Raw genomic sequence first — 19333 nt, 5'->3', positions numbered from 1 at the left:
TAAAAAACAACAAATGAAAAAACACTTTTTAACACTCTCCCTAATGGCTATACTGACAGCCTGCGGAGGAGGTACTAACAACACCCCAACCGACAACGCAAGCCAAGCGGCTACCAATACTCCCCCAGCTACTCAAGAGGCTACTATCAAACCTGCCGAATACCCCAATTGGGAAACTAATAAAGGTATTGGTAGTGTAAAAACGATTACCCCTCCTCTATCGGACAGCCCCGATGCTGCTATGGCTGCCAAAGGCGAAGAGACCTTTAAACAATACTGTATGAGTTGCCACCAGCCTAAACGCCGAATGATAGGGCCTGCTATGGCAGGGCTTACAGAATATCGTACCCCTGAGTGGCTAATGAATATGATTCTGAACCCCGAACAAATGATAAAGGAAGACCCTATTGCTAAGGCTGAATTTGAAGAATATGGTAGTATAATGCTAAATCAAAGGCTTAGCGAACAGCAAGCACGAGAGATATTAGAATACCTACGAACTATAAAATAGTAGCAATAAAAAAAGTCCGATAAAAAAATTATCGGACTTTTCCATTAACCAACCAAAACTTTAAATTATGAAAACTATTATTTGAAGTTTACAATGAGCTACCACCCTCATTGCGTTGCAAAGGTACGAATAAATCGTAAGTTGTCAAGCATATTTTCAAGTTTAACAAAAGATTAATACAAAAGGGGCTTATAAAGCCCCTTTTAGCGTAATTTTAAACTTATGAAAACGTATCGCTTTAAGATTTTATTTACCATTCTTATTGGTTATTACGCGCCTCAATCCACTTGCGGGCATTGATAAACGCCTCTAACCAAGGACTTACTGCCGTCTTTTCATTTGGATAATAAGCCCATTGCCAAGGAAATACCGAACGCTCTATATGAGGCATCGTTACCAAATGTCTTCCCGATTTATCGGATAACATAGCTGCATTATAGTCTGAGCCATTAGGGTTGGCAGGGTACTCTTCATAAGCGTATTTACCTACAATATTATAAGCGTTTTCTTCCAACGGCAAGTGGAATTTACCTTCGCCGTGCGAAATCCACACCCCTAAAGTACTGCCTGCAAGGCTTGATAACATCACCGAATTGTTTTCGGGAATCACTACCGATACAAACCCACTTTCGTGCTTATGGCTATCATTATGTTGCATTTTTCCGTGTTCTGGGTGTTCAGGGTTGATAACCTCCAATTCCATAAATAGCTGGCAACCATTACAAATACCTACTGATAATGTATCGGGACGAGCAAAGAAATTATCTAAAGCTTTTTTAGCTTTCTCGTTGTAAAGAAGCGCCCCTGCCCAACCTTTGGCACTGCCCAAAACATCGGAATTGGAGAAGCCTCCTACCGCTCCGATAAATTGTACATCTTCTAAGGTTTCACGCCCACTGATAAGGTCGGTGGTATGCACATCTTTTACATCAAACCCTGCTAAATACAAAGCATTAGCCATTTCGCGTTCGGAGTTGCTACCTTTCTCACGCAACACCGCTGCTATGGGTCGTTTCCCTTGCGGACGTTCAGGTTTCTCACCCGTAAAGTGTGCAGGGAAAGCGTATTGCAGAGGCTGTTCTGAATAATTCTGATAACGCTCTGTAGCCTTGTCGTTTGCTGTTTGTTGTTTGTCTAATAGGTAAGAAGTTAGATACCATACATCGCGCAATTCAGCAATATCTAATTCGTGAGTATCCTCAAAATAAGCTATTTTCAAAGTAGGAGTGGTAGTTACTTTACCTATTTTAGCCCATTTAATAGCATTTTCTTTCAAAATAGGTTCAATATCTTCATTAGCTTGTATCACTACTCCTGCATTTTCAGCAAAAACTACTTTGATAAGGTCGTTTTCAGTAGCAATAGAAGTAAGGTTCACCTCAGCCCCTATAGTACTATCGGCGAAGCACATTTCTAAGAGCGTAGTGATAAGTCCCCCGCTACTAATATCGTGTCCTGCTTGTATTTTGCCTTCATTTATAAGATTTTGCACTATATTGAAGGCTTTCTTGAAGTAATTGCTATCAGCAATAGTAGGCGTTTCATCACCTATCTTATTAAGTATCTGGGCAAAAGCCGAACCGCCCAACTTAAGGTTATCTGACGAAAAATCAATATAATAAATATTGCCTCCCTCGTTTTTAAATACAGGCTGTACTACTTTCTGAATATCAGTGCAATGCCCTACTGCCGAAATGATGACAGTACCCGGAGCTATCACATCGCCTCCTTGAGGGTATTTTTGTTTCATCGATAGCGAATCTTTACCGGTAGGGATATTGATACCCAATTGTATAGCAAAATCTGAAGCCGCTTCTACCGCTTCGTACAAGCGCGCATCTTCACCTGCATTGCGACAAGCCCACATCCAGTTGGCTGATAACGACACTCCTTGCAAACCACCTTCTATAGGCGACCAAACAATATTTGTAAGTGCTTCGGCAATAGCATTGCGGCTACCTGCTGTGGGGCTAATAAGCGCTGTAAGTGGCGAATGCCCTATGCTTGTAGCAACGCCCTCTTTACCCTGATAGTCCAAAGCCATTACCCCTACATCGCTAAGGGGCAGCTGCAATGTCCCTACACATTGTTGTTGCGCTACTCGACCGCCCACACAGCGGTCTACTTTGTTGGTAAGCCAATCTTTACAAGCTACACTTTCCAATTGCAACACTTGCATAAGATAAGTGCGCAGCTGGCTTTGGTAATAGGTAAGCCCTTGATAGGTTGTAGCGACAGTTTTGTCGGTCATTATTGTTTTGGGAGAGCTACCAAAGAGCGCTGAAAGGTCTAAGTCTAAAGGTTTTGTGTTTTTCTTTTCGGAAGAGATACTAAAATGATGGTCGGAAGTTACTACTCCTACTTCATACATCGGAGCACGTTCGCGGTCGGCAACGGCTTTAAGTTTAGCAATAGCTTCTTCGGGCAGTACTAAGCCCATACGCTCTTGCGATTCGTTGCCTATAATTTCTTTATCCGATAGGGTTGGGTCGCCTACAGGCAGTTTATCTAAGTCTATTTTACCACCGGTTTCCTCAATAAGTTCTGAAAGACAGTTCAAATGCCCTCCAGCGCCGTGGTCGTGTATAGAAACAATAGGATTCTCGTCAGACTCTACCATTGCGCGGATAGCATTGGCAGCGCGTTTTTGCATTTCGGGGTTAGAACGTTGCACCGCATTGAGTTCAATTCCCGTGCCAAAAGCCCCTGTATTGGCTGACGACACAGCTGCCCCACCCATACCGATGCGGTAATTTTCACCACCTAATATTACAATCTTATCGCCTTCTTTAGGCGTGTGTTTTATAGCTTGTGAGGCTTTGGCGTAGCCTACACCCCCTGCTTGCATAATCACTTTATCGAAGCCTAATTTGCGCCCACCTTCTTCGTGTTCGAATGTGAAAACTGAGCCCGCAATAAGTGGCTGACCAAATTTATTACCAAAATCACTTGCCCCATTAGAAGCCTTGATAAGTATATCCATTGGGGTTTGATACAACCATTTGCGTTCTGCCATTCCTTGCTCCCAAGGGCGGTCTTCTTCCAATCGAGGGTAGGCAGTCATATAAACAGCAGTACCTGCCAAAGGCAAAGAGCCTTGTCCTCCAGCAAGGCGGTCGCGTATTTCACCACCCGAGCCCGTAGCGGCTCCGTTGAAAGGTTCTACTGTTGTAGGGAAGTTATGAGTTTCAGCTTTCAGCGAAAGTACAGCCTCAAAGGGTTTAACTTCGTAGAAATCAGGTTTATCGCTTGTTTTAGGAGCAAACTGCTCTACGGTAGCGCCTTTTACAAAAGCTACATTGTCTTTATAAGCCGAAACGATGTTATTAGGGTGTTCTTGTGAAGTTTTTTTAATAAGTTTGAAGAGGGTAGATGGTTTTTCTTGACCATCAACAACAAAAGTACCATTAAAAATTTTGTGACGGCAGTGTTCTGAGTTGATTTGAGAGAATCCAAACACTTCCGAGTCGGTAAGTTTTCTACCAAGTTTTTCAGATAGTTGCTCTAAGTAAGCAACCTCTTCAGCGCTCAGCGAAAGTCCTTCTTGCTCGTTATACGCCTGAATATTATCTATCTCTACAGTTGTTTGTGGCTCTATGTTTATCGTAAAACTCTCCTGAGTAAGCCCTTTGTATTTTTCAAAAAGCATTGGGTCAAAATCGGTAAAGTCTTGCGCAACCTCTCTGAACTCCTCAATACGAGTAATTCCTTCAATGCCCATATTCTGTGTTATTTCTACGGCATTAGTACTCCACGGGGTAATCATTGCTACACGCGGACCTACAAAAAAGCCCTCGAGTGTAGGCGAAGGCAACTGCTCGGCATTACCAAAAAGCCATTTGAGTTTTGCAAGTTGTTCGTTATCCAAAGCCACCTCAGTAGCAACCACATAAATAGTATTCTGTGCGTTTTTAAAGAAAAGAAGCATTTTTTTTAAAATTAATAATTAACAATTAAAATAGTATTTAGCTTAACAATCAGTTCTTAGAGTTGTTTTATTTCTTAGAAAGTTGTTTTTTGAAAATATATTTTCATAGCATAATGTAAGGAGGTAGTAGTTTTTTAAAACAATTCGTCTGTATCTATGCGCAGTTCAGGAAATATAATAGGGCTTACTATATCGCCTTTTACAAAAGGAGGCAGAGCACGAAAGACACCTTCTTCCAACACATATATGTTTATTTCATTTTCTTCGGGGCGTACTACCCAATACTCTCGTACTCCTGCTTCTTCGTAAAGCTGATATTTATAACGTACTTCTTTTTTAGAGTTCCCTGGTGAAAGAATTTCTATCACCCAATCGGGAGCACCTACGCAGCCTTTGGCGTCTATCTTTTCTAGATCGCATACTACACAAAGGTCGGGCTGAACCACTGTATATATATTATTTACGGTTATATTTTTATTAGGTAAACGTACATCAAAAGGAGCTATGAATACTTCACAAGTTTTCCCTTTTAAAAATATATCTATTGCTGTTGAGAGTTTTCGCACTATACGCTGGTGATTTACTGTGGGAGCCGACATTTTAAATATCTTGCCTTTGATGAGCTCCACCCGTTCTTCAAACTTCCAAAGAAGATAATCAGCATAGGTGTATATTCCACTTACGAGGTCTAACTGATTGATATTTGTAATTGTTTTTTCCATATTTTTTTTGTTACTATGTAAAGTAGCTGCGCCGCAGAAGTCTCACAAATCTTTTCAAATCAAGCAATAAGAAGTTTTCTTATTGTGTAATACATTAAAAATATTAAATTCGTAGCAAAAGTACAAAATATTCTGCTCACTACCAAATTTAAATACTAAAAGGGATTCCAGCTCAGCTACCTTGCTATATCATTTACTCACTATTTCGGCTAAATCATCAGGCTTATTAAATTAAAAAAGGTATTTCGCAAACCGTTTTAGCGTACGAAATACCTTTTAAGTGTATATGAAATTTTAACTATGATTCTCTGTTTAAGACTGTTTCTTTAGCAAGCGGCGCGCTGCCTCTGAAGCTGCTATAAGCCCCCCTGCCGACATAATGACATCTTTAAGAACCAATCGCCCTGCGCCTGATAAATAAGGGAAACCATACGCTGGAGTTGGCAAGTCGCCACCCAAGTTAGGTACGTATACCTCTGGAGTAGTTATCAAAAAAGAAAGAGTTACGATACTCATTCCAAAAGTAAGCAAACCACCTATTACACCTATTTTAGGACTCCATATACCAAGCAAAGTAAGCAAGCCTATTAGGCATATAAAAGCACCTAAACCATAAGAAAATCCATAAGTGCCGTTCTCTTTGTGCCAATCTATATTGGCTTGTACCATCTTCCCTTCTGGGTTTTTGTGCAACTTGTACTGCGCAACTTCTTTACCTTTGTTAGCAGCTCCTGTTACGCCGTTCTCATCAATAGCTGTTTTGCCTGAATTATTATAGAAAAAACTCATAAACGGACTATTGGTAACAAAAGGCACTATACCATCAGCCTCATATTGGCAAACTTTTAGCCCTCCTATCCAAGCCATTACAATAAAAATAGCTACCCTAATGTAGTTTACAAAACAGCGTTCGCTGCCCGCCAAAAATGATAATAATTTTTGCATAATAAATGTTGTTTAAAAAATTACTTGATTTTCGGGTGCAAAGATACAGCTTTTTCGGCACTTAAAAATGGATAAAAAAGTTTATTACATAGATTTTTCAGCCACGATTGAAATCCCTACGCTTTCTCTAAATTCTTTTGGTGAAACTCCTACGTGTTTTTTGAAGAATCGGCTGAAATAGAAAGGATCGTCAAAATTGAGGTAATAGGCGACTTCCTTGATAGATTTATAGGTAAGGTGGAGTTGTTTTTTAGCTTCGAGCACCAATCGCTCTTGCAGCAGCTGTAGTGGTGTCTTCCCAAGCTGTCTTTTTATTTTTTTACTAAAACTATCAACCGATAAATGCAAGGCTTCTGCATAAAAAGGCAAATCGCGCTGAGTAATAAAATGTGTTTCTACAAGTTGCTGAAAATCAGTAAGCAAATTATGGTTGAGAGGCGAAGGCACATCAGCTATTAGCAAACTCTTAGCCTTGCTAGAAAGTGCTAAAATAAGCTGCAAATACGAGCGCAACACAGCTCCTGAATATTCATCAGTCGATGCCAATTCCTCTTCTATACGACCAAAAAGTAACGCTATTTCATCAAAAACAGCCTCTTGAACAGCAATATGAGGTTGTAAAAAAAGAGCATTGAAAAGCAACCCATTGCAAGCCACCTCTTTCTTGTGATATTCTATACAATAAAAATCACCGTGAAACTGCAATAGCATAGCCTCCATAATGCTTGCCTCCGTCCATTGAAAGTACTGAAAAGGAGAAAGAAACAACAAAGTATTACCATTGTATTCATAAGGCGTACCATCCACTAAAAAACGCCCCTCTCCCCTCAACATATAAATACAATAATTCTCCACTCGCAAAGATGCGGTGGAGAATTGTTGTTCTGTAATATGTGTGACTGCTACCTTCAAAATCAGGTCTCTGTCTGTTTTTATTCATTAATAGCTTGAATACCTGGTAATACCAAGCCTTCCAAACTTTCTAGCATTGCGCCACCACCAGTAGATACATAGCTCACTTTGTGCTCAAAACCAAACTGTTTCACAGCCGCTACCGAGTCGCCTCCACCCACAAGCGAGAACGCACCATTTTTAGTAGCTTCAGCCACAAAGTTACCTACTTCAATAGTTCCTTTAGCAAAAGTAGGCATTTCAAACACCCCTACAGGGCCATTCCACAAAATAGTTTTTGATTTAAGAAGTACTTCTTTGATATTAGCAAGTGTTTTAGGACCTGCATCAAGCCCTTGCCAGCCATCAGGCACTGCATTTACAGCTACCACTTGTGTTTTAGCATCATTATCAAAAGCATCAGCAGCAACTACATCTATAGGCAAGTGTACTTCTACCCCCTTAGCTTTAGCTTTTGCCAAGATATCAAGAGCAAGTTGTTGCTTATCGTCTTCACAAATAGAGTCACCTATTTTGCCACCTTGTGCTTTGATAAACGTATAAGCCATACCACCCCCAATAATAAGGTGATTTACCTTATCCAATATATTTTCAATGATTGTAATTTTTGAGGATACTTTTGAGCCGCCCAAGATAGCAGTTACAGGTTTTTCACCCGATTTCATTACCTTGTCAATGCTTTCAATTTCTTTGGCAAGAAGGTAGCCAAAGCATTTACGGTCAGCGAAGAATTTTGCCACGATTGTAGTCGAAGCGTGTGCGCGGTGTGCTGTACCAAAAGCGTCATTCACATAGATGTCGCCCAATTTAGCCAATTCTTTTGAGAAAGCCTCATCACCTTTTTCTTCTTCTTTGTGGAAGCGTAAGTTTTCTAATAGTAGCACACTACCTGCTGGAGCTGCAGCTACCGCTTTTTCAGCTACTTCACCCACACAATCATCAACAAAAATAACCTTTTTGCCCAATACTTTTTCCACTTCGCCCACAATATGACGCAATGAGTATTTGTCGTTGCGCTCACCTTTAGGTCGTCCCAAGTGGCTCATTAGCACCACAGTACCTCCGTCATTCAAAATCTTAGAAACGGTAGGTTTAGCAGCCTCAATACGAGTATTGTCGGTTACTCTAAAGTTTTCATCCAAAGGCACATTAAAGTCCACACGAATGAGGGCTTTTTTGCCTGCAAAATTAAAATTGTCTATGGTTCTCATATATCTTATATATTATATTTCCACGCAACAAAAGTACAAAAAATATTCTAAATTGCCAAATCTAATTTGCCAATCTGCTAATACCCATAGTCTTCAGTTTTTTATTGTGTTGTTTCTGATATTCGTTGAACTGAAGCATCAAGTTGTTATTAGCCCTAATCAGCGCATTAGTCTCTAATAATATACTGAAATACAGCTTTGTCGTCTTCTGGCTCGTTTCCGTAGTACGAATACGGTCAATCTGTTTTTGTACCATTTTTGATACCTCATCTTTTAAAGCATAACAATCCGCCAAAATATGGTGCAGTTTCGAGTAATTTTCACCTTTAAATATTTCAGCTTCCGCTTTAAAGATACCCTCCATCTTGTCCGATATACCCTTCAAATCACGCAACTGATTAAATTTCAAATTCTTATGGTTATTATTTACATGTTCATAACTATTCAGTGTAATAGCAGCCATACACTGCGCCATATCCTGCAAATAATCCAATATCAAGATATAAAACTTACTCGATGCCACCGAACTCTCATTCAGCGATTTTATAAAGTAATACACATTCCCCTTCATTTCATCAAGTTCCTTCTCTAGCTTTTTAGCATTCTTCTTATTCTTTGTCAGTTTACTAAGATCCTGCGTACCCAAGTTCTTCACCACCTTACTGTAAAGCTGGTCTATACGAAAGATTGTATCCGATACGTAGTTAGAACTCTCCTTTATTACCCCGCCAATAGTCGCCAAGTCAGCACGATGAAAATGCCTACCTTGTGCCTTGTTTTTCTGTTTATTCCTATACACTATAGCATTGCGTATCAACAGCGAGCCCACTACCAAAATCATCACAATAAGCCCAATCACACTGCCGTAGTATAGGACACCAGCCACTATAAAAGCCCCAATACAAGCCACTATAGCCGTCAAAAACCAGCCACCCACAACATTCAGCACACCAGCCACCCTATACACAGCACTATCGCGGCCCCAAGCCCTATCAGCCAATGACGACCCCATAGCCACCATAAAAGTAACATAAGTAGTTGATAATGGTTGTTTTAGCGAAGTCCCTATAGCAATCAAGCTACTCGATACCACCAAGTTTATCGCTGCACGCACCAAGTCAAAGGCAGGCAAATCCTCCTCTTTCACATTCTCATCTATTATAGGCTTCTCAAAACGCCTATCAATTTTAGACTGCAACCATTTAGGCGTTAAAAACGTAATTACATTAGATAAGCCCACCGTAATACGCACCAAAAAGCGTGATAAGAAGTTAGACGAAAACTGCTCAGCCCCTTCACTTTGGCGAGAAAGGTTTACCCCCGTTTCTATCACGTGGCGCGCCTTTTTAGAAAACCAAAGCGTCAAGATCATTATTGATCCCGTGAGCAGCAAAATAGCCGTAGGTGTAACCATTTGCCCATCAGCCAAACCACTCATTAGCAATTGGTTATGAGCTACACCACTATGGTGCCATATATCGTACGACTGGTAAGCCGCTACAGGCACCCCAATAAAATTCACCAAATCATTCCCTGCAAACGCCATCGCAAGTGCAAAAGTACCACTAAGGATAATAATCCTAAAAATATTCACCCCCAGCCTAATCAGTATATGCGATAAAATACTATAGAACACTAAGCAAGCTAATAACAACCAGCCTATATGCGTATCCATCCACACAACAGCCTCTTTAGGTATAAAAGTAACATCCTTAAGCCCCTTAAAGATAATAAAATACGACAATGCTGTAAGCGAAAAACCTCCAAATACCCCACCTATATACCTAATACTCTTTTCATACCGAAACGAAAAAACAATTCGTGCTACATATTGCACTATAGCCCCCACTACAAAAGCAATCGCCACCGAAAGAAAAATACCCGAAATAACCTTTCCTGCAACAGCTGTATTAATATAATGCTTAATATCCAATAGTGACTGATCCATCCTCAAAATCTTGATAAAAGCCACACACACAGCAGCCCCTAAAAGTTCAAAAACGATAGATACTGTGGTAGATGTAGGTAGCCCTATGGTATTAAAGAGGTCTAATAGCAATATATCCGCCAGAATAACCGCCATAAAAATCACCATTACCTCATCAAAATAGAACTCCGTAGGGTTAAAAATCCCCTTACGAGCAATCTCCATCATTCCACTCGAAAATATAGCTCCTATAGCCACCCCCACACTTGCCACTATCATAATAGTGCGCAATGTAGAAACCTTAGAGCCCACTGCCGAATTTAGAAAGTTACCCGCATCGTTGCTTACCCCCACTGTCAAATCAATCACAGCAAGTGCCGCAAACACAAAAAGCATAAATATATATACTTGTTCCATAACAATATTATTATCGTAAGTTATTCATCGTCTTCCTCAGTAAACACACGCACCGTCTCAATACGCGTTTGCGAGCACGCCTCTATCACAAATCTAAAAGGCGGTATCTTTATCGTCTCACCTTGGGCAGGAATATCCTCCGTATGCAACACTATAAGCCCCGCCAGTGTTTCGTAATCCTCCCCTTCGGGCAAGTGCAAGCCATAAGTCTCATTTAAGTACTCCACCTCCAAGCGTGCCGAAAATAAATATTCCTTATCCCCTACACGTTCCTCTATAAAATTATCCTTATCGTGCTCATCTTCTATTTCACCAAAAAGCTCCTCTACAATATCCTCAAGCGTTACTATTCCAGAGGTACCCCCATATTCGTCCAATACCACCGCCATACTCTTATGCTTGTGTGTCAGCAAGTTGAGTACTTCATTTATCTGTATCGTTTCAGGAATATTCACTATAGGCATCAAAATTTCACTAATGGTACGAGGCTTTTTAAACATATCAAACGAATGCACATATCCCACAATATCATCAATGTTCTCGTTGTATATCAGCACTTTTGAAAATCCGGACGACACAAAAGTAGCAATCAGGTTTTCAATACTTTCTCTAACATCCACCGCCACAATTTCCGTACGCGGAATCATAATTTCACGAGCCTTTACCCCCGAAAATTCCAGTGCATTCTGAAACATCTGCACTTCAGCGTCCACCTCCTCGCCCTTAGGCGCATTCTCCATCTGTTCCGAAATATAATCCACCAATTCCACCTTCGTAAAAGACAGCGGAACATAATCACCACGCGTTTTAAAAAACACACGCAGCACAAAGTCCGAAATCCAGATAATCAACCCAGAAAGCGGATAAAATAATATATAAAAAAAATAAGCAGGAATAGCCAAAGCCTTCAATAATTGGTTGGCATAAATCTGGAAGAATACCTTCGGCATAAACTCTGCCGTAATCAAAATAATAAGAGTAGAAATAACGGTATGCCATACCACGTTTTGGAAAAAGGCAGGTAACAACAACGTCATTACCTTGCCCATTTCAAAACCATACACTACCAATGCAAGGTTATTACCCACCAGCATTGTAGCCAATAATTTAGACGGACGGTGTGTAAGCCGTCCCAATACTGTCGCTATCAAGCCCTCTTGTTTTTTCAAGATTTCTATGTGCACTTTGTTAGACGACACATACGCAATCTCAAAACCCGAAAAAAAAGCCGATAACAACAACGTAATCAGTATAATAATTACAGATACTACCGATATAGATGTTTCTGCCATAAATTATTTAGTAGCTTTAGCCTTTACAACCAAAGTTACCTCATCATCAATAAATTTGTCTTTTAAGTTATCAAATACCGATTTAGAACCAAAATTAACCCCAAAATCTACACGATTAATTTTAAAAGGTTCAGAGTTAATAGTTACTTCAGTATCCGTAACCACTACTGTTGCAGGGAATGACACCTCTTTAGTTTTACCCTTTACAGTAAGGTCACCCACAACAGTCTTGCCATCAAATGACTTCAGTACAAAAGTAGCTGTAGGAAACTCCTTTACATTGAAAAAGTGATCCACCTTTTCAGGATCAGTACCTTTCAAATGCGCTTCCAAGTCCTCTTTGCCTTTGCCAGCCTCCAAGTCAAGCACCGCAATAGAGTTCATATCAAGCACAAATTCACCACCAGCAAGCTTACCCTCAGCCACATTCAAGCCGCCCTCAGTAACGTTTACTGTACCATTGTGCTTACCTGTAGGTTTAGAGCCCACCCATTCTACTACCGAAGCAGGATCTACCTTATAAGCAAACCCCTGTACTTCAGCTTCAGGAGTTGTAGCTGTAGTTTCAGTTTGAGTTGTTTCAGCACCCTGCTGATTGTTAGTATTGTTACAACCCGATAGCAACAAAGCCATCACAGCTACACCCACTACTATTTTTTTCATAATGATATTATTTTTTAGTTTATGGTGCAAAGATAATAATTATTTTTGGAATACCAACAATCATTCCCCAAATATTTATCTCTAATCATAAAAAAAAAGCCCTCCTTTTCAGGAGGAACTTTTTTCACAATGCATATAAATACTACTACTAACTCCAAAAATAAAATACTTTCAAGTTATAAGAAAATCCATACACTCAAAAGTATTGGCTTTTCTTCATAAAAATTTGTTTTAATTTTAATAACCTTAATTTTTTTATCTAACAATGTTTCTTATAGCAATTTTAGTAATTTCAGTTTTTTCAAGTAATTTTCTTCTCGTTAGTTTATGCACTATTTTAAGCAATAGGCTAATATCCCATCCACCATGCTTACATTGCAGTATACAGAAAAAATCGTGCCAAAAATTCAATCTCCTCAAAAATACATTATAACTCACTCATTATCAGAGTTAACAAAATCACAACATATTGTTACCATTTTCTTAAACAGTCTGCATTTTTGAATATAAATTACACCTTAAAAATGTGTAATACTCACTATTATACACTTCACTCAAAGGTCGTATTATGACACCTTCAATAAAAAAAGTCCGATAATAAAATTACCGGACTTCTTCATTAACCAACCAAAACTTTAAATTATGAAAACTATTATTTGAAGTTTTACAATGAGCTACCACCCTCATTGCGCTGCAAAGGTACATACAAAATTGTTACCCACCAACAAAAAATCATACTTTAACAAAAGTTTAACGCATATCCTTCGTAAACATCATAGTAAAGCAACTCCCTCAATGCAACACACTGCAAAGAAAAATAGCAAATTAGCACCGCCAGCAATAGTCAAGTAAAGTCAATAAGTCAGTGTAAAATAAATTATTCTCTTAGTTTTTGGTTGTGAATACCAACAGTAAGTATATTGTTATTTTCATCTTTCAGTTGCAATCCATTTCCTCTATTTAAGTCGTAAATATTAACATTATCAGGGCTACTTTGTGCACGATGTGCCAAATCAATAAAATCATCTATCTTGAAAAAAAGTCTTTTTTGTTTTTTAGTAATAATATTGATGTGAATCTTTTCTCCCTTTTCAAAAGCCAAAAAGTCCTTAGTAAGTTCACCTCCATTCAAATATTCCTTCTTCGAACTACTTTGCGAACTACTTTTAGGGTTAATTCTCTCTATCAAGTAGTGGTCAACCTCAATTTTATCGCCAATACTGCTTCTGAGACTTTCATCTCTTATCAGCAGTTTAAAATCTAACTTTTTATGATCAATATTTCCACTATCATTCTTTAGATATTTAGAGTAAATAACCGTCTTAAAAGTTTCATTAGTTCCCAATTCTCTCAAGCGATACGAAAGCGGAGCACCAAGATTATCTTTATTAAAGTTAGCCCCATCTTTTAGAAATGCACGTACAGCAGCAAAATCACCAATAGCCTCTCCAGCAAGTTTAGCACTACCACCAAACACACGACCCGAAATTTTAGAACTCTTACTCAATTCTTTATAAGCCGCTTCCGCCTCAGCTGTAACTTTTCCACTAAGGATAGAAGCGTTAATTTTAGCCTCCAAATCAACCTTGCTAAGCGTAGATTCTATCCCCAATAAGTACACCCTACCGTATTTTATAGACGACACATAAACAGGCTTTTCTGCTCCAAACTGAGTTTTATAGTCAAAATTATCACTAAAAAAGTCCGAAGCTTTCTGAGGAAGGTCAAGGTCGAGTGTATAAAACTCTTGTTCTATCTTTACGATATATCGCGTCTTTTGTTTTTCATAATCAAATTTTATACTGCCTTTAACAGTATTCACAGCCCCGTTATAGCTCGCACCCAAAGCCAGCTTAAGGTGTTGCTCATCATGTACCTCATAGCTATGGTACGTAATATTAGCAGGAGGCGAGTTAAATGAGCGATTAAGAAGTTCGCTAATAGCCGTACGCACAGATGAAAGTGAAGGTTTATCCACCGTAATGCTAGGCTTGCTACCCGTAAGAGAAACAGAAATAGTAATAGGTTTGCGAGGTGCTACAATTGGCTTGTACGAACCCTCCACAACACTCTGCCCCTTAACCAAAGCTCCAGGGTAAAAAACCTCGTCATTTTCAGTATAAAGCAACTGGTTTTCATACTCTTTAGCTTGCTCATAATAGTTGTAAGCCGAAGTAAATTGAGCTCCATTTAAAAAAGAAGACATACGGTTAGTAACACCATTAGCAGGTCTTTCAGGAAAAGGAGACTGCTGTTTCACCGAAGGAAGTTGTGTTACATAATTATTTAGTTGAGTAGCGTCCAAAGCGCTATCTAATTTGTCAGCCTCGTCTTTTTTACAACCAACGAGAGCAACTGCTGCTAAAAGCCATAAATAGCTTTTCACAAGCGATAAATTTTGTGATTTCATATAATATATTGTTATAAATTTTTTCAGTTATAATAATATATTAAGTTTCTTTTTTACTATTGTGTTAAAGACAAAAATCGTGCCATTAAGAATATTTCTTTTTAAGAGCTCAAAGTAAAATCCATCTACAAAGTCCTCCTAATATATCCAAAAAATTCTATATATATCTTACCGCTCCTAATAATAAAAAACTTATAGATAGCATTTAAGCTCCCTTATAAACAAAAAAAACATTTTTACCTCAATTGTAATTTCTTTTGCAAATGCACAGGAGCAAGTACCTCCACTTGTTTGCCATACGAGAGTAACTCCTTGATAAAATCAGGCGTAACCTTTAAGTGGAGTTTGAGCACTATCTCATCATCAGTTTCACCAACCACCTCTTGCGAAGAGTGCAAAGGCATCGCTTTAAGGTATTCGGCAGGGTTAGGCACAAAAGGTGAGTCGGTAGGCAATTTTTTAAAAGCAAGCTGCACTTCCTCTGCTTGCGTACGATCATTATCTACCCACGCCCCAAAACTATCGTCAAAAAAATGTTGTACGTCCTTAGGCATAGGGTGCTGAAACTTCACCCCACGTTCATCGTCTAAATGCTTTATTCTGTCCAAGCCAAAAACCCGCAAGGCTTCTTTCTCTACATCCCATGCCAATACATACCAACGCCTTTGAGCTTCTTTCAGCAGATAAGGTTCAATAGTACGCACTTGGGTTTGTGAACTTCTGTCCCAAAACTTATAATAGTGTAGCTTTACTTGTCGCTTTTCTTTGATAGCCCTAAGCAGGGGCGACAAATATTCCGTACCTGCAGGCAATCGCTTTTCAAACTGAATCACCTCGGAAAGATTGCCGTAATTCTGCAAAGCTCTGAAAACATCAAACGCTTCTAAGAGATTTTGAGCATAGAGGTCGTTATCTTCTGTGATTTCGTAGGCTTTAAGAGAGTTATTATACTCTATTTTTATGCGATAGATTTTCTCAATATCTCGTTTATCACGCAGAAAAGTACGATCAGTAAAAGATTCAACATCGCAATATTCCTCACTTTTTTCTAAAGCCCTTATCAAATCTTCATACGAGTGAGGCTTCATACGCAAGCGTTCTACAATAAAACGGTGCCTTAAAAACTTCTTCATTTCATTATTTTTTTGCAAATATACAAACTTTTTCTTCGAGCGACAGCTTTTGTCGCACCTGTTTTAGACTTTTGCCCCAACAAATAACGATTTATATGAATATAGCCATTGTTGGGGGACGTGATTTTAATGATTACACCCTATTGAAAGAGAGTGTTTTAGCGTATATTGATACGCACGAAAAACCTGAAAATATCGTATCAGGCGGAGCTAAAGGAGCCGATACCCTTGCCGCACAATTTGCTGCCGAGATGAGTATTCCTCTCCTCGTTTTCAAACCCGATTACCAAAAGTACGGGCGTGGAGCAACCCTCGTGCGCAACACTCAAATCATCGAAAATGCCGAAGTGGTTTTTGCCTTCTGGGACGGACAATCAAAAGGCACTAAAGACAGTATCAAAAAGGCTGAAAAGCTCGAAAAAGAGCTCTATATCATCACCTATACGCCAACTATCAGTTCTTAGTATTTACTAAAAAAACAAGGCAAAAGGACGCACATATCATTTTATTTTGTATATTTGCTGGCAGAAACACATAAAACATATTTTATAGTAAAAACCAGATAAACACAAAATAAACATATTAGTAGCGTTTCGCTTTTATTTTCTAAGCTCGAAATACGACCAATTTTTCAATAGTGTAGAGAAAGTAAAGACGGAAGCGTTCGCGTATGCGGGCGTTCCTTTTGCTTTACACTATGCCTTTGGTCGGGCTTCGAGCTAAGCAAAACGGGATGCCCGCAAACTATTTTTGTAAAACATTGGGGAAGCCGAAAACCATATAGAGTAGGCAGTTATTAAAAACTATATTTAATTATGAGTTTAATGGTCACATTCAAAAACGAGGTGGTTCGCATTTGTCCAAAAAATGCAAAGAAAATCGAGGCTTCTAAGAATAATGGAATTTCTTGGGTTAGTCGCTACACTGGCAGTTATATCTTTCAAGATTTAACAGTCTCCGGTAATGAAATCTTAGCACAAACCGATAAAGGTTTGTACTGTTCAAAAAATGGAGGTTTATCTTGGGTAAAACGCAGTTAAAACAACTGAGGAGGTTGCTTTAAGGGTAACCTCCTCTTAGAAAAGAATGTACTATAGTAGAAAATTAGTATATTTGCATAATCAAACATAAAGTAATAACAAAAACAATAATTATGAGCATTAAATTAAATGATATTTTAAACTTTAATGAAGATGAGCTAAAAAACACTAAAATCAAATTCAACCTAATGTTTGGAGGAAATTGGAATCCAATTGAAATCTTCAAGAATAATGATAAAAAACTCTTTTAGAAGGGCAGTATTGGAATTATTCAAAAAACAAAATTTTTAAAGAAGGACAAAACACCATTGGTTTTATTCGTATTAAAGACAATTTATGGCTACTCTTTCATATTGGAAAAGTAACAAAAGATTTAAATATTTTCAATGGAGTTGGATATGAATATGAAGAACTTTCAAAATATGAAAAATATTTTGGAAGAGTAATTGTAAAGTATAAGAATACTTCACAAAACCTTTCACGAAATGCCCTCCCTCTAATAGATGAATGCGAAGTATATCAGATTTTACCTGATATTTTTGACAACGATATTTTTCCAGGATATGACAATATAAAGTTATCTTGGAGTGAACTATCGCGTATATTAGATAAAGAATCATGGAAAACTGCATTACAAAATCAAAAAGGAGTTTACTTAATTACAGACTCTTCTAACGGAAAGATGTACGTAGGCTCTGCTTATGGAAAAAATATGCTTTTAGGTCGATGGAAAAACTATGTAACAAATGGACATGGAGGAAATACAGAATTTAAAGAACTCCCTTTTGAATATATAAAACAATATTTCAAATACTCTATTCTAGATATTTTCAAATCAACTATAGATGATCAGGTAATAATCAACAGAGAAAATTGGTGGAAGGAAATCTTACAAACAAGAAGTTTTGGATATAATAAAAACTAAAATTTCAAATAAAAAAACACCTCAAAGCACAATATTTTGGGGTGTTTATTGTTATTTAAACTGTAAATAAGTATATTAATTCAACTTGCTAGTTATTGATTATTTTAAATAACTGTAATCCAAAAATATACATTGTAACCTTTATTAAAAAACCTTTTAAAGTAACAGAATGTATTGTTCTAGGAAACATCTTTTTAATATCGCTTATAGCTACTTCTACACGCTTTCTCATCTCTAACTTCTGTCTACTTTGTTTTTCTGAGTCGAGTCTTTTGCTATTCTTTTTTCGTTGCGTTTTTAACTCAACGCATTTATTTTCAAGTAAATAATCTTCCATTTGATAATCTGTATAAGCACTATCCCCATAAAGTCTTGCCTCTGGTGGAAAAATCTCTGTAATCTTATCTAAGGCTTTCACATCTGCCGTTTTTCCTACGATAAAATGAAACGCAATAGGTATGCCTTCTCCTGTTGTAACTAACTGAAATTTAATTCCATAAAAATAAGATCGCATACTTGCTGTATAGTCTCTATATTGTTTACCTTTTAGAATTTTACATCTATTAATACGGATGTTTTGACAAATAGGGACAGGAAACGAATCTATTATATAGTTCATTTCACAAGTAATCTCTTTATAAAAAGAGGCTACTAAATGAAATAATTCATAAAGCATATTTCCTAAACTATGTAAGCGCCTATTAAACCTACTTTCTTCTAACATATTGAGGAATAGGTTATATTGTTTAACAAATTTGATAGCCGAACGATAGTTCCCATAGAAATTTGTAGCAGCTATAAATGCCGTTGTAATAATCTCGCTGTCAGACACTTTTCGGCGTATATCTTCAGAATGATTAATTTCTTTTGAAATATCATCGATAATACAAAAAATTGATGTAATTTTGTCTTTGCAAAGCATTGGAGTTGTTTTTATTTCTTTGCAATTACAAATATACAAATCTTTTGCTTTGCTTTTTTATTTTTTTAACTTTTCAACTAGCAAGTTGAATTATATTAAGTATTTTTCTCTTTACAACCTTGTTACACCTCGAAACAACTATTTGTCTAAGAATATAAATAACTGGAATTTTGCAGTGTAAAAAACGTGTTCTTTGATATTTTGTTTAGTGTATTAAGCTCAGTTTTTTAAAATAAAAAAAGAGCAATTCATTACTGAATTGCTCTTTTATAAGAAGGCGGCGACATACTCTCCCACGTAACCGTAGTACCATCTGCGCTAAAAGGTTTAACTGCTCTGTTCGGAATGGTAAGAGGTGAGACCTTTGACTATAAC

General features: G+C 37.9%; 15 protein-coding genes and 1 rRNA gene. 4 read left to right on the top strand and 12 right to left on the bottom strand.

Annotated features, from left to right (window positions below):
* Positions 1-13 precede the first annotated feature (13 nt).
* The gene (locus J4N46_RS06035; RefSeq protein WP_208058556.1) at positions 14-511 is read left to right on the top strand and encodes a c-type cytochrome; all 498 of its coding nucleotides are present in this window, start codon (positions 14-16) and stop codon (positions 509-511) included.
* Between the two features lie 259 nt (positions 512-770).
* Here J4N46_RS06035 and purL read toward each other — a convergent pair whose 3' ends face one another.
* From purL to J4N46_RS05985, 10 genes are all read right to left on the bottom strand, one after another.
* Complete coding sequence (purL, locus tag J4N46_RS06030; RefSeq protein ID WP_208058555.1) at positions 771-4439, bottom strand: phosphoribosylformylglycinamidine synthase; 3669 nt, start codon at positions 4437-4439, stop codon at positions 771-773.
* Between the two features lie 134 nt (positions 4440-4573).
* Positions 4574-5161, bottom strand: coding sequence for a Uma2 family endonuclease (locus tag J4N46_RS06025; protein ID WP_208058554.1), 588 nt, complete (start codon positions 5159-5161; stop codon positions 4574-4576).
* Between the two features lie 312 nt (positions 5162-5473).
* Entirely contained in the window at positions 5474-6106 is a 633-nt protein-coding gene (locus J4N46_RS06020; RefSeq protein WP_009414817.1) for a DUF417 family protein, read from the bottom strand.
* Between the two features lie 84 nt (positions 6107-6190).
* Entirely contained in the window at positions 6191-7018 is an 828-nt protein-coding gene (locus J4N46_RS06015; RefSeq protein WP_208058553.1) for a helix-turn-helix domain-containing protein, read from the bottom strand.
* Between the two features lie 20 nt (positions 7019-7038).
* The gene (locus J4N46_RS06010) at positions 7039-8229 is read right to left on the bottom strand and encodes a phosphoglycerate kinase (protein ID WP_208058552.1); all 1191 of its coding nucleotides are present in this window, start codon (positions 8227-8229) and stop codon (positions 7039-7041) included.
* 61 nt (positions 8230-8290) lie between these two features.
* Positions 8291-10573 (bottom strand): inorganic phosphate transporter, encoded by a 2283-nt coding sequence (locus J4N46_RS06005; protein WP_208058551.1) that lies wholly within the window; start codon positions 10571-10573, stop codon positions 8291-8293.
* Between the two features lie 20 nt (positions 10574-10593).
* The gene (locus J4N46_RS06000) at positions 10594-11865 is read right to left on the bottom strand and encodes a hemolysin family protein (RefSeq protein ID WP_208058550.1); all 1272 of its coding nucleotides are present in this window, start codon (positions 11863-11865) and stop codon (positions 10594-10596) included.
* Positions 11866-11868: 3 nt separating this feature from the next.
* Positions 11869-12528, bottom strand: a complete 660-nt coding sequence (locus J4N46_RS05995) for a YceI family protein (protein WP_208058549.1) — start codon at positions 12526-12528, stop codon at positions 11869-11871.
* An 877-nt stretch (positions 12529-13405) separates the two neighbouring features.
* Positions 13406-14938 (bottom strand): thiol-activated cytolysin family protein, encoded by a 1533-nt coding sequence (locus J4N46_RS05990; RefSeq protein ID WP_208058548.1) that lies wholly within the window; start codon positions 14936-14938, stop codon positions 13406-13408.
* A gap of 236 nt (positions 14939-15174) precedes the next feature.
* Entirely contained in the window at positions 15175-16071 is an 897-nt protein-coding gene (locus tag J4N46_RS05985) for a helix-turn-helix transcriptional regulator (protein ID WP_208058547.1), read from the bottom strand.
* A gap of 95 nt (positions 16072-16166) precedes the next feature.
* Between J4N46_RS05985 and J4N46_RS05980 the strand changes: the two genes are divergently transcribed.
* The 3 genes from J4N46_RS05980 (at position 16167) to J4N46_RS12680 (ending at position 18036) form a co-directional block, all read left to right on the top strand.
* On the top strand, positions 16167-16535 hold the full coding sequence (locus J4N46_RS05980; protein ID WP_208058546.1) for a DUF2493 domain-containing protein: 369 nt from the start codon (positions 16167-16169) through the stop codon (positions 16533-16535).
* 351 nt (positions 16536-16886) lie between these two features.
* On the top strand, positions 16887-17111 hold the full coding sequence (locus J4N46_RS05975; protein WP_208058545.1) for a hypothetical protein: 225 nt from the start codon (positions 16887-16889) through the stop codon (positions 17109-17111).
* Positions 17112-17793: 682 nt separating this feature from the next.
* A complete protein-coding gene (locus J4N46_RS12680; RefSeq protein WP_236013853.1) occupies positions 17794-18036 on the top strand; it encodes a GIY-YIG nuclease family protein in 243 nt (80 codons plus the stop codon).
* Between the two features lie 88 nt (positions 18037-18124).
* Here the strand turns inward: J4N46_RS12680 and J4N46_RS05965 are convergent, their stop codons facing one another.
* Together J4N46_RS05965 and rrf are read right to left on the bottom strand one after the other, a co-directional pair.
* A complete protein-coding gene (locus tag J4N46_RS05965; protein WP_208058544.1) occupies positions 18125-18958 on the bottom strand; it encodes an IS982 family transposase in 834 nt (277 codons plus the stop codon).
* A 272-nt stretch (positions 18959-19230) separates the two neighbouring features.
* A 5S ribosomal RNA gene (gene rrf / locus J4N46_RS05960) occupies positions 19231-19333 on the bottom strand; the annotation flags it as partial.

It is taken from the genome of Capnocytophaga bilenii (assembly GCF_017565765.1).
GTDB lineage: Bacteria > Bacteroidota > Bacteroidia > Flavobacteriales > Flavobacteriaceae > Capnocytophaga > Capnocytophaga bilenii.
This window is presented reverse-complemented; position numbering and strand designations above follow the sequence as displayed.

Bases quoted from the DNA above. Each gene is read 5' to 3' on its own strand.
- J4N46_RS06035 (WP_208058556.1), top strand. From the start codon at position 14: ATGAAAAAACACTTTTTAACACTCTCCCTAATGGCTATACTGACAGCC.
- purL (WP_208058555.1), bottom strand. From the start codon at position 4,439: ATGCTTCTTTTCTTTAAAAACGCACAGAATACTATTTATGTGGTTGCT.
- J4N46_RS06025 (WP_208058554.1), bottom strand. From the start codon at position 5,161: ATGGAAAAAACAATTACAAATATCAATCAGTTAGACCTCGTAAGTGGA.
- J4N46_RS06020 (WP_009414817.1), bottom strand. From the start codon at position 6,106: ATGCAAAAATTATTATCATTTTTGGCGGGCAGCGAACGCTGTTTTGTA.
- J4N46_RS06010 (WP_208058552.1), bottom strand. From the start codon at position 8,229: ATGAGAACCATAGACAATTTTAATTTTGCAGGCAAAAAAGCCCTCATT.
- J4N46_RS06005 (WP_208058551.1), bottom strand. From the start codon at position 10,573: ATGGAACAAGTATATATATTTATGCTTTTTGTGTTTGCGGCACTTGCT.
- J4N46_RS06000 (WP_208058550.1), bottom strand. From the start codon at position 11,865: ATGGCAGAAACATCTATATCGGTAGTATCTGTAATTATTATACTGATT.
- J4N46_RS05995 (WP_208058549.1), bottom strand. From the start codon at position 12,528: ATGAAAAAAATAGTAGTGGGTGTAGCTGTGATGGCTTTGTTGCTATCG.
- J4N46_RS05990 (WP_208058548.1), bottom strand. From the start codon at position 14,938: ATGAAATCACAAAATTTATCGCTTGTGAAAAGCTATTTATGGCTTTTA.
- J4N46_RS05985 (WP_208058547.1), bottom strand. From the start codon at position 16,071: ATGAAGAAGTTTTTAAGGCACCGTTTTATTGTAGAACGCTTGCGTATG.
- J4N46_RS05980 (WP_208058546.1), top strand. From the start codon at position 16,167: ATGAATATAGCCATTGTTGGGGGACGTGATTTTAATGATTACACCCTA.
- J4N46_RS05975 (WP_208058545.1), top strand. From the start codon at position 16,887: ATGAGTTTAATGGTCACATTCAAAAACGAGGTGGTTCGCATTTGTCCA.
- J4N46_RS12680 (WP_236013853.1), top strand. From the start codon at position 17,794: ATGTACGTAGGCTCTGCTTATGGAAAAAATATGCTTTTAGGTCGATGG.
- J4N46_RS05965 (WP_208058544.1), bottom strand. From the start codon at position 18,958: ATGCTTTGCAAAGACAAAATTACATCAATTTTTTGTATTATCGATGAT.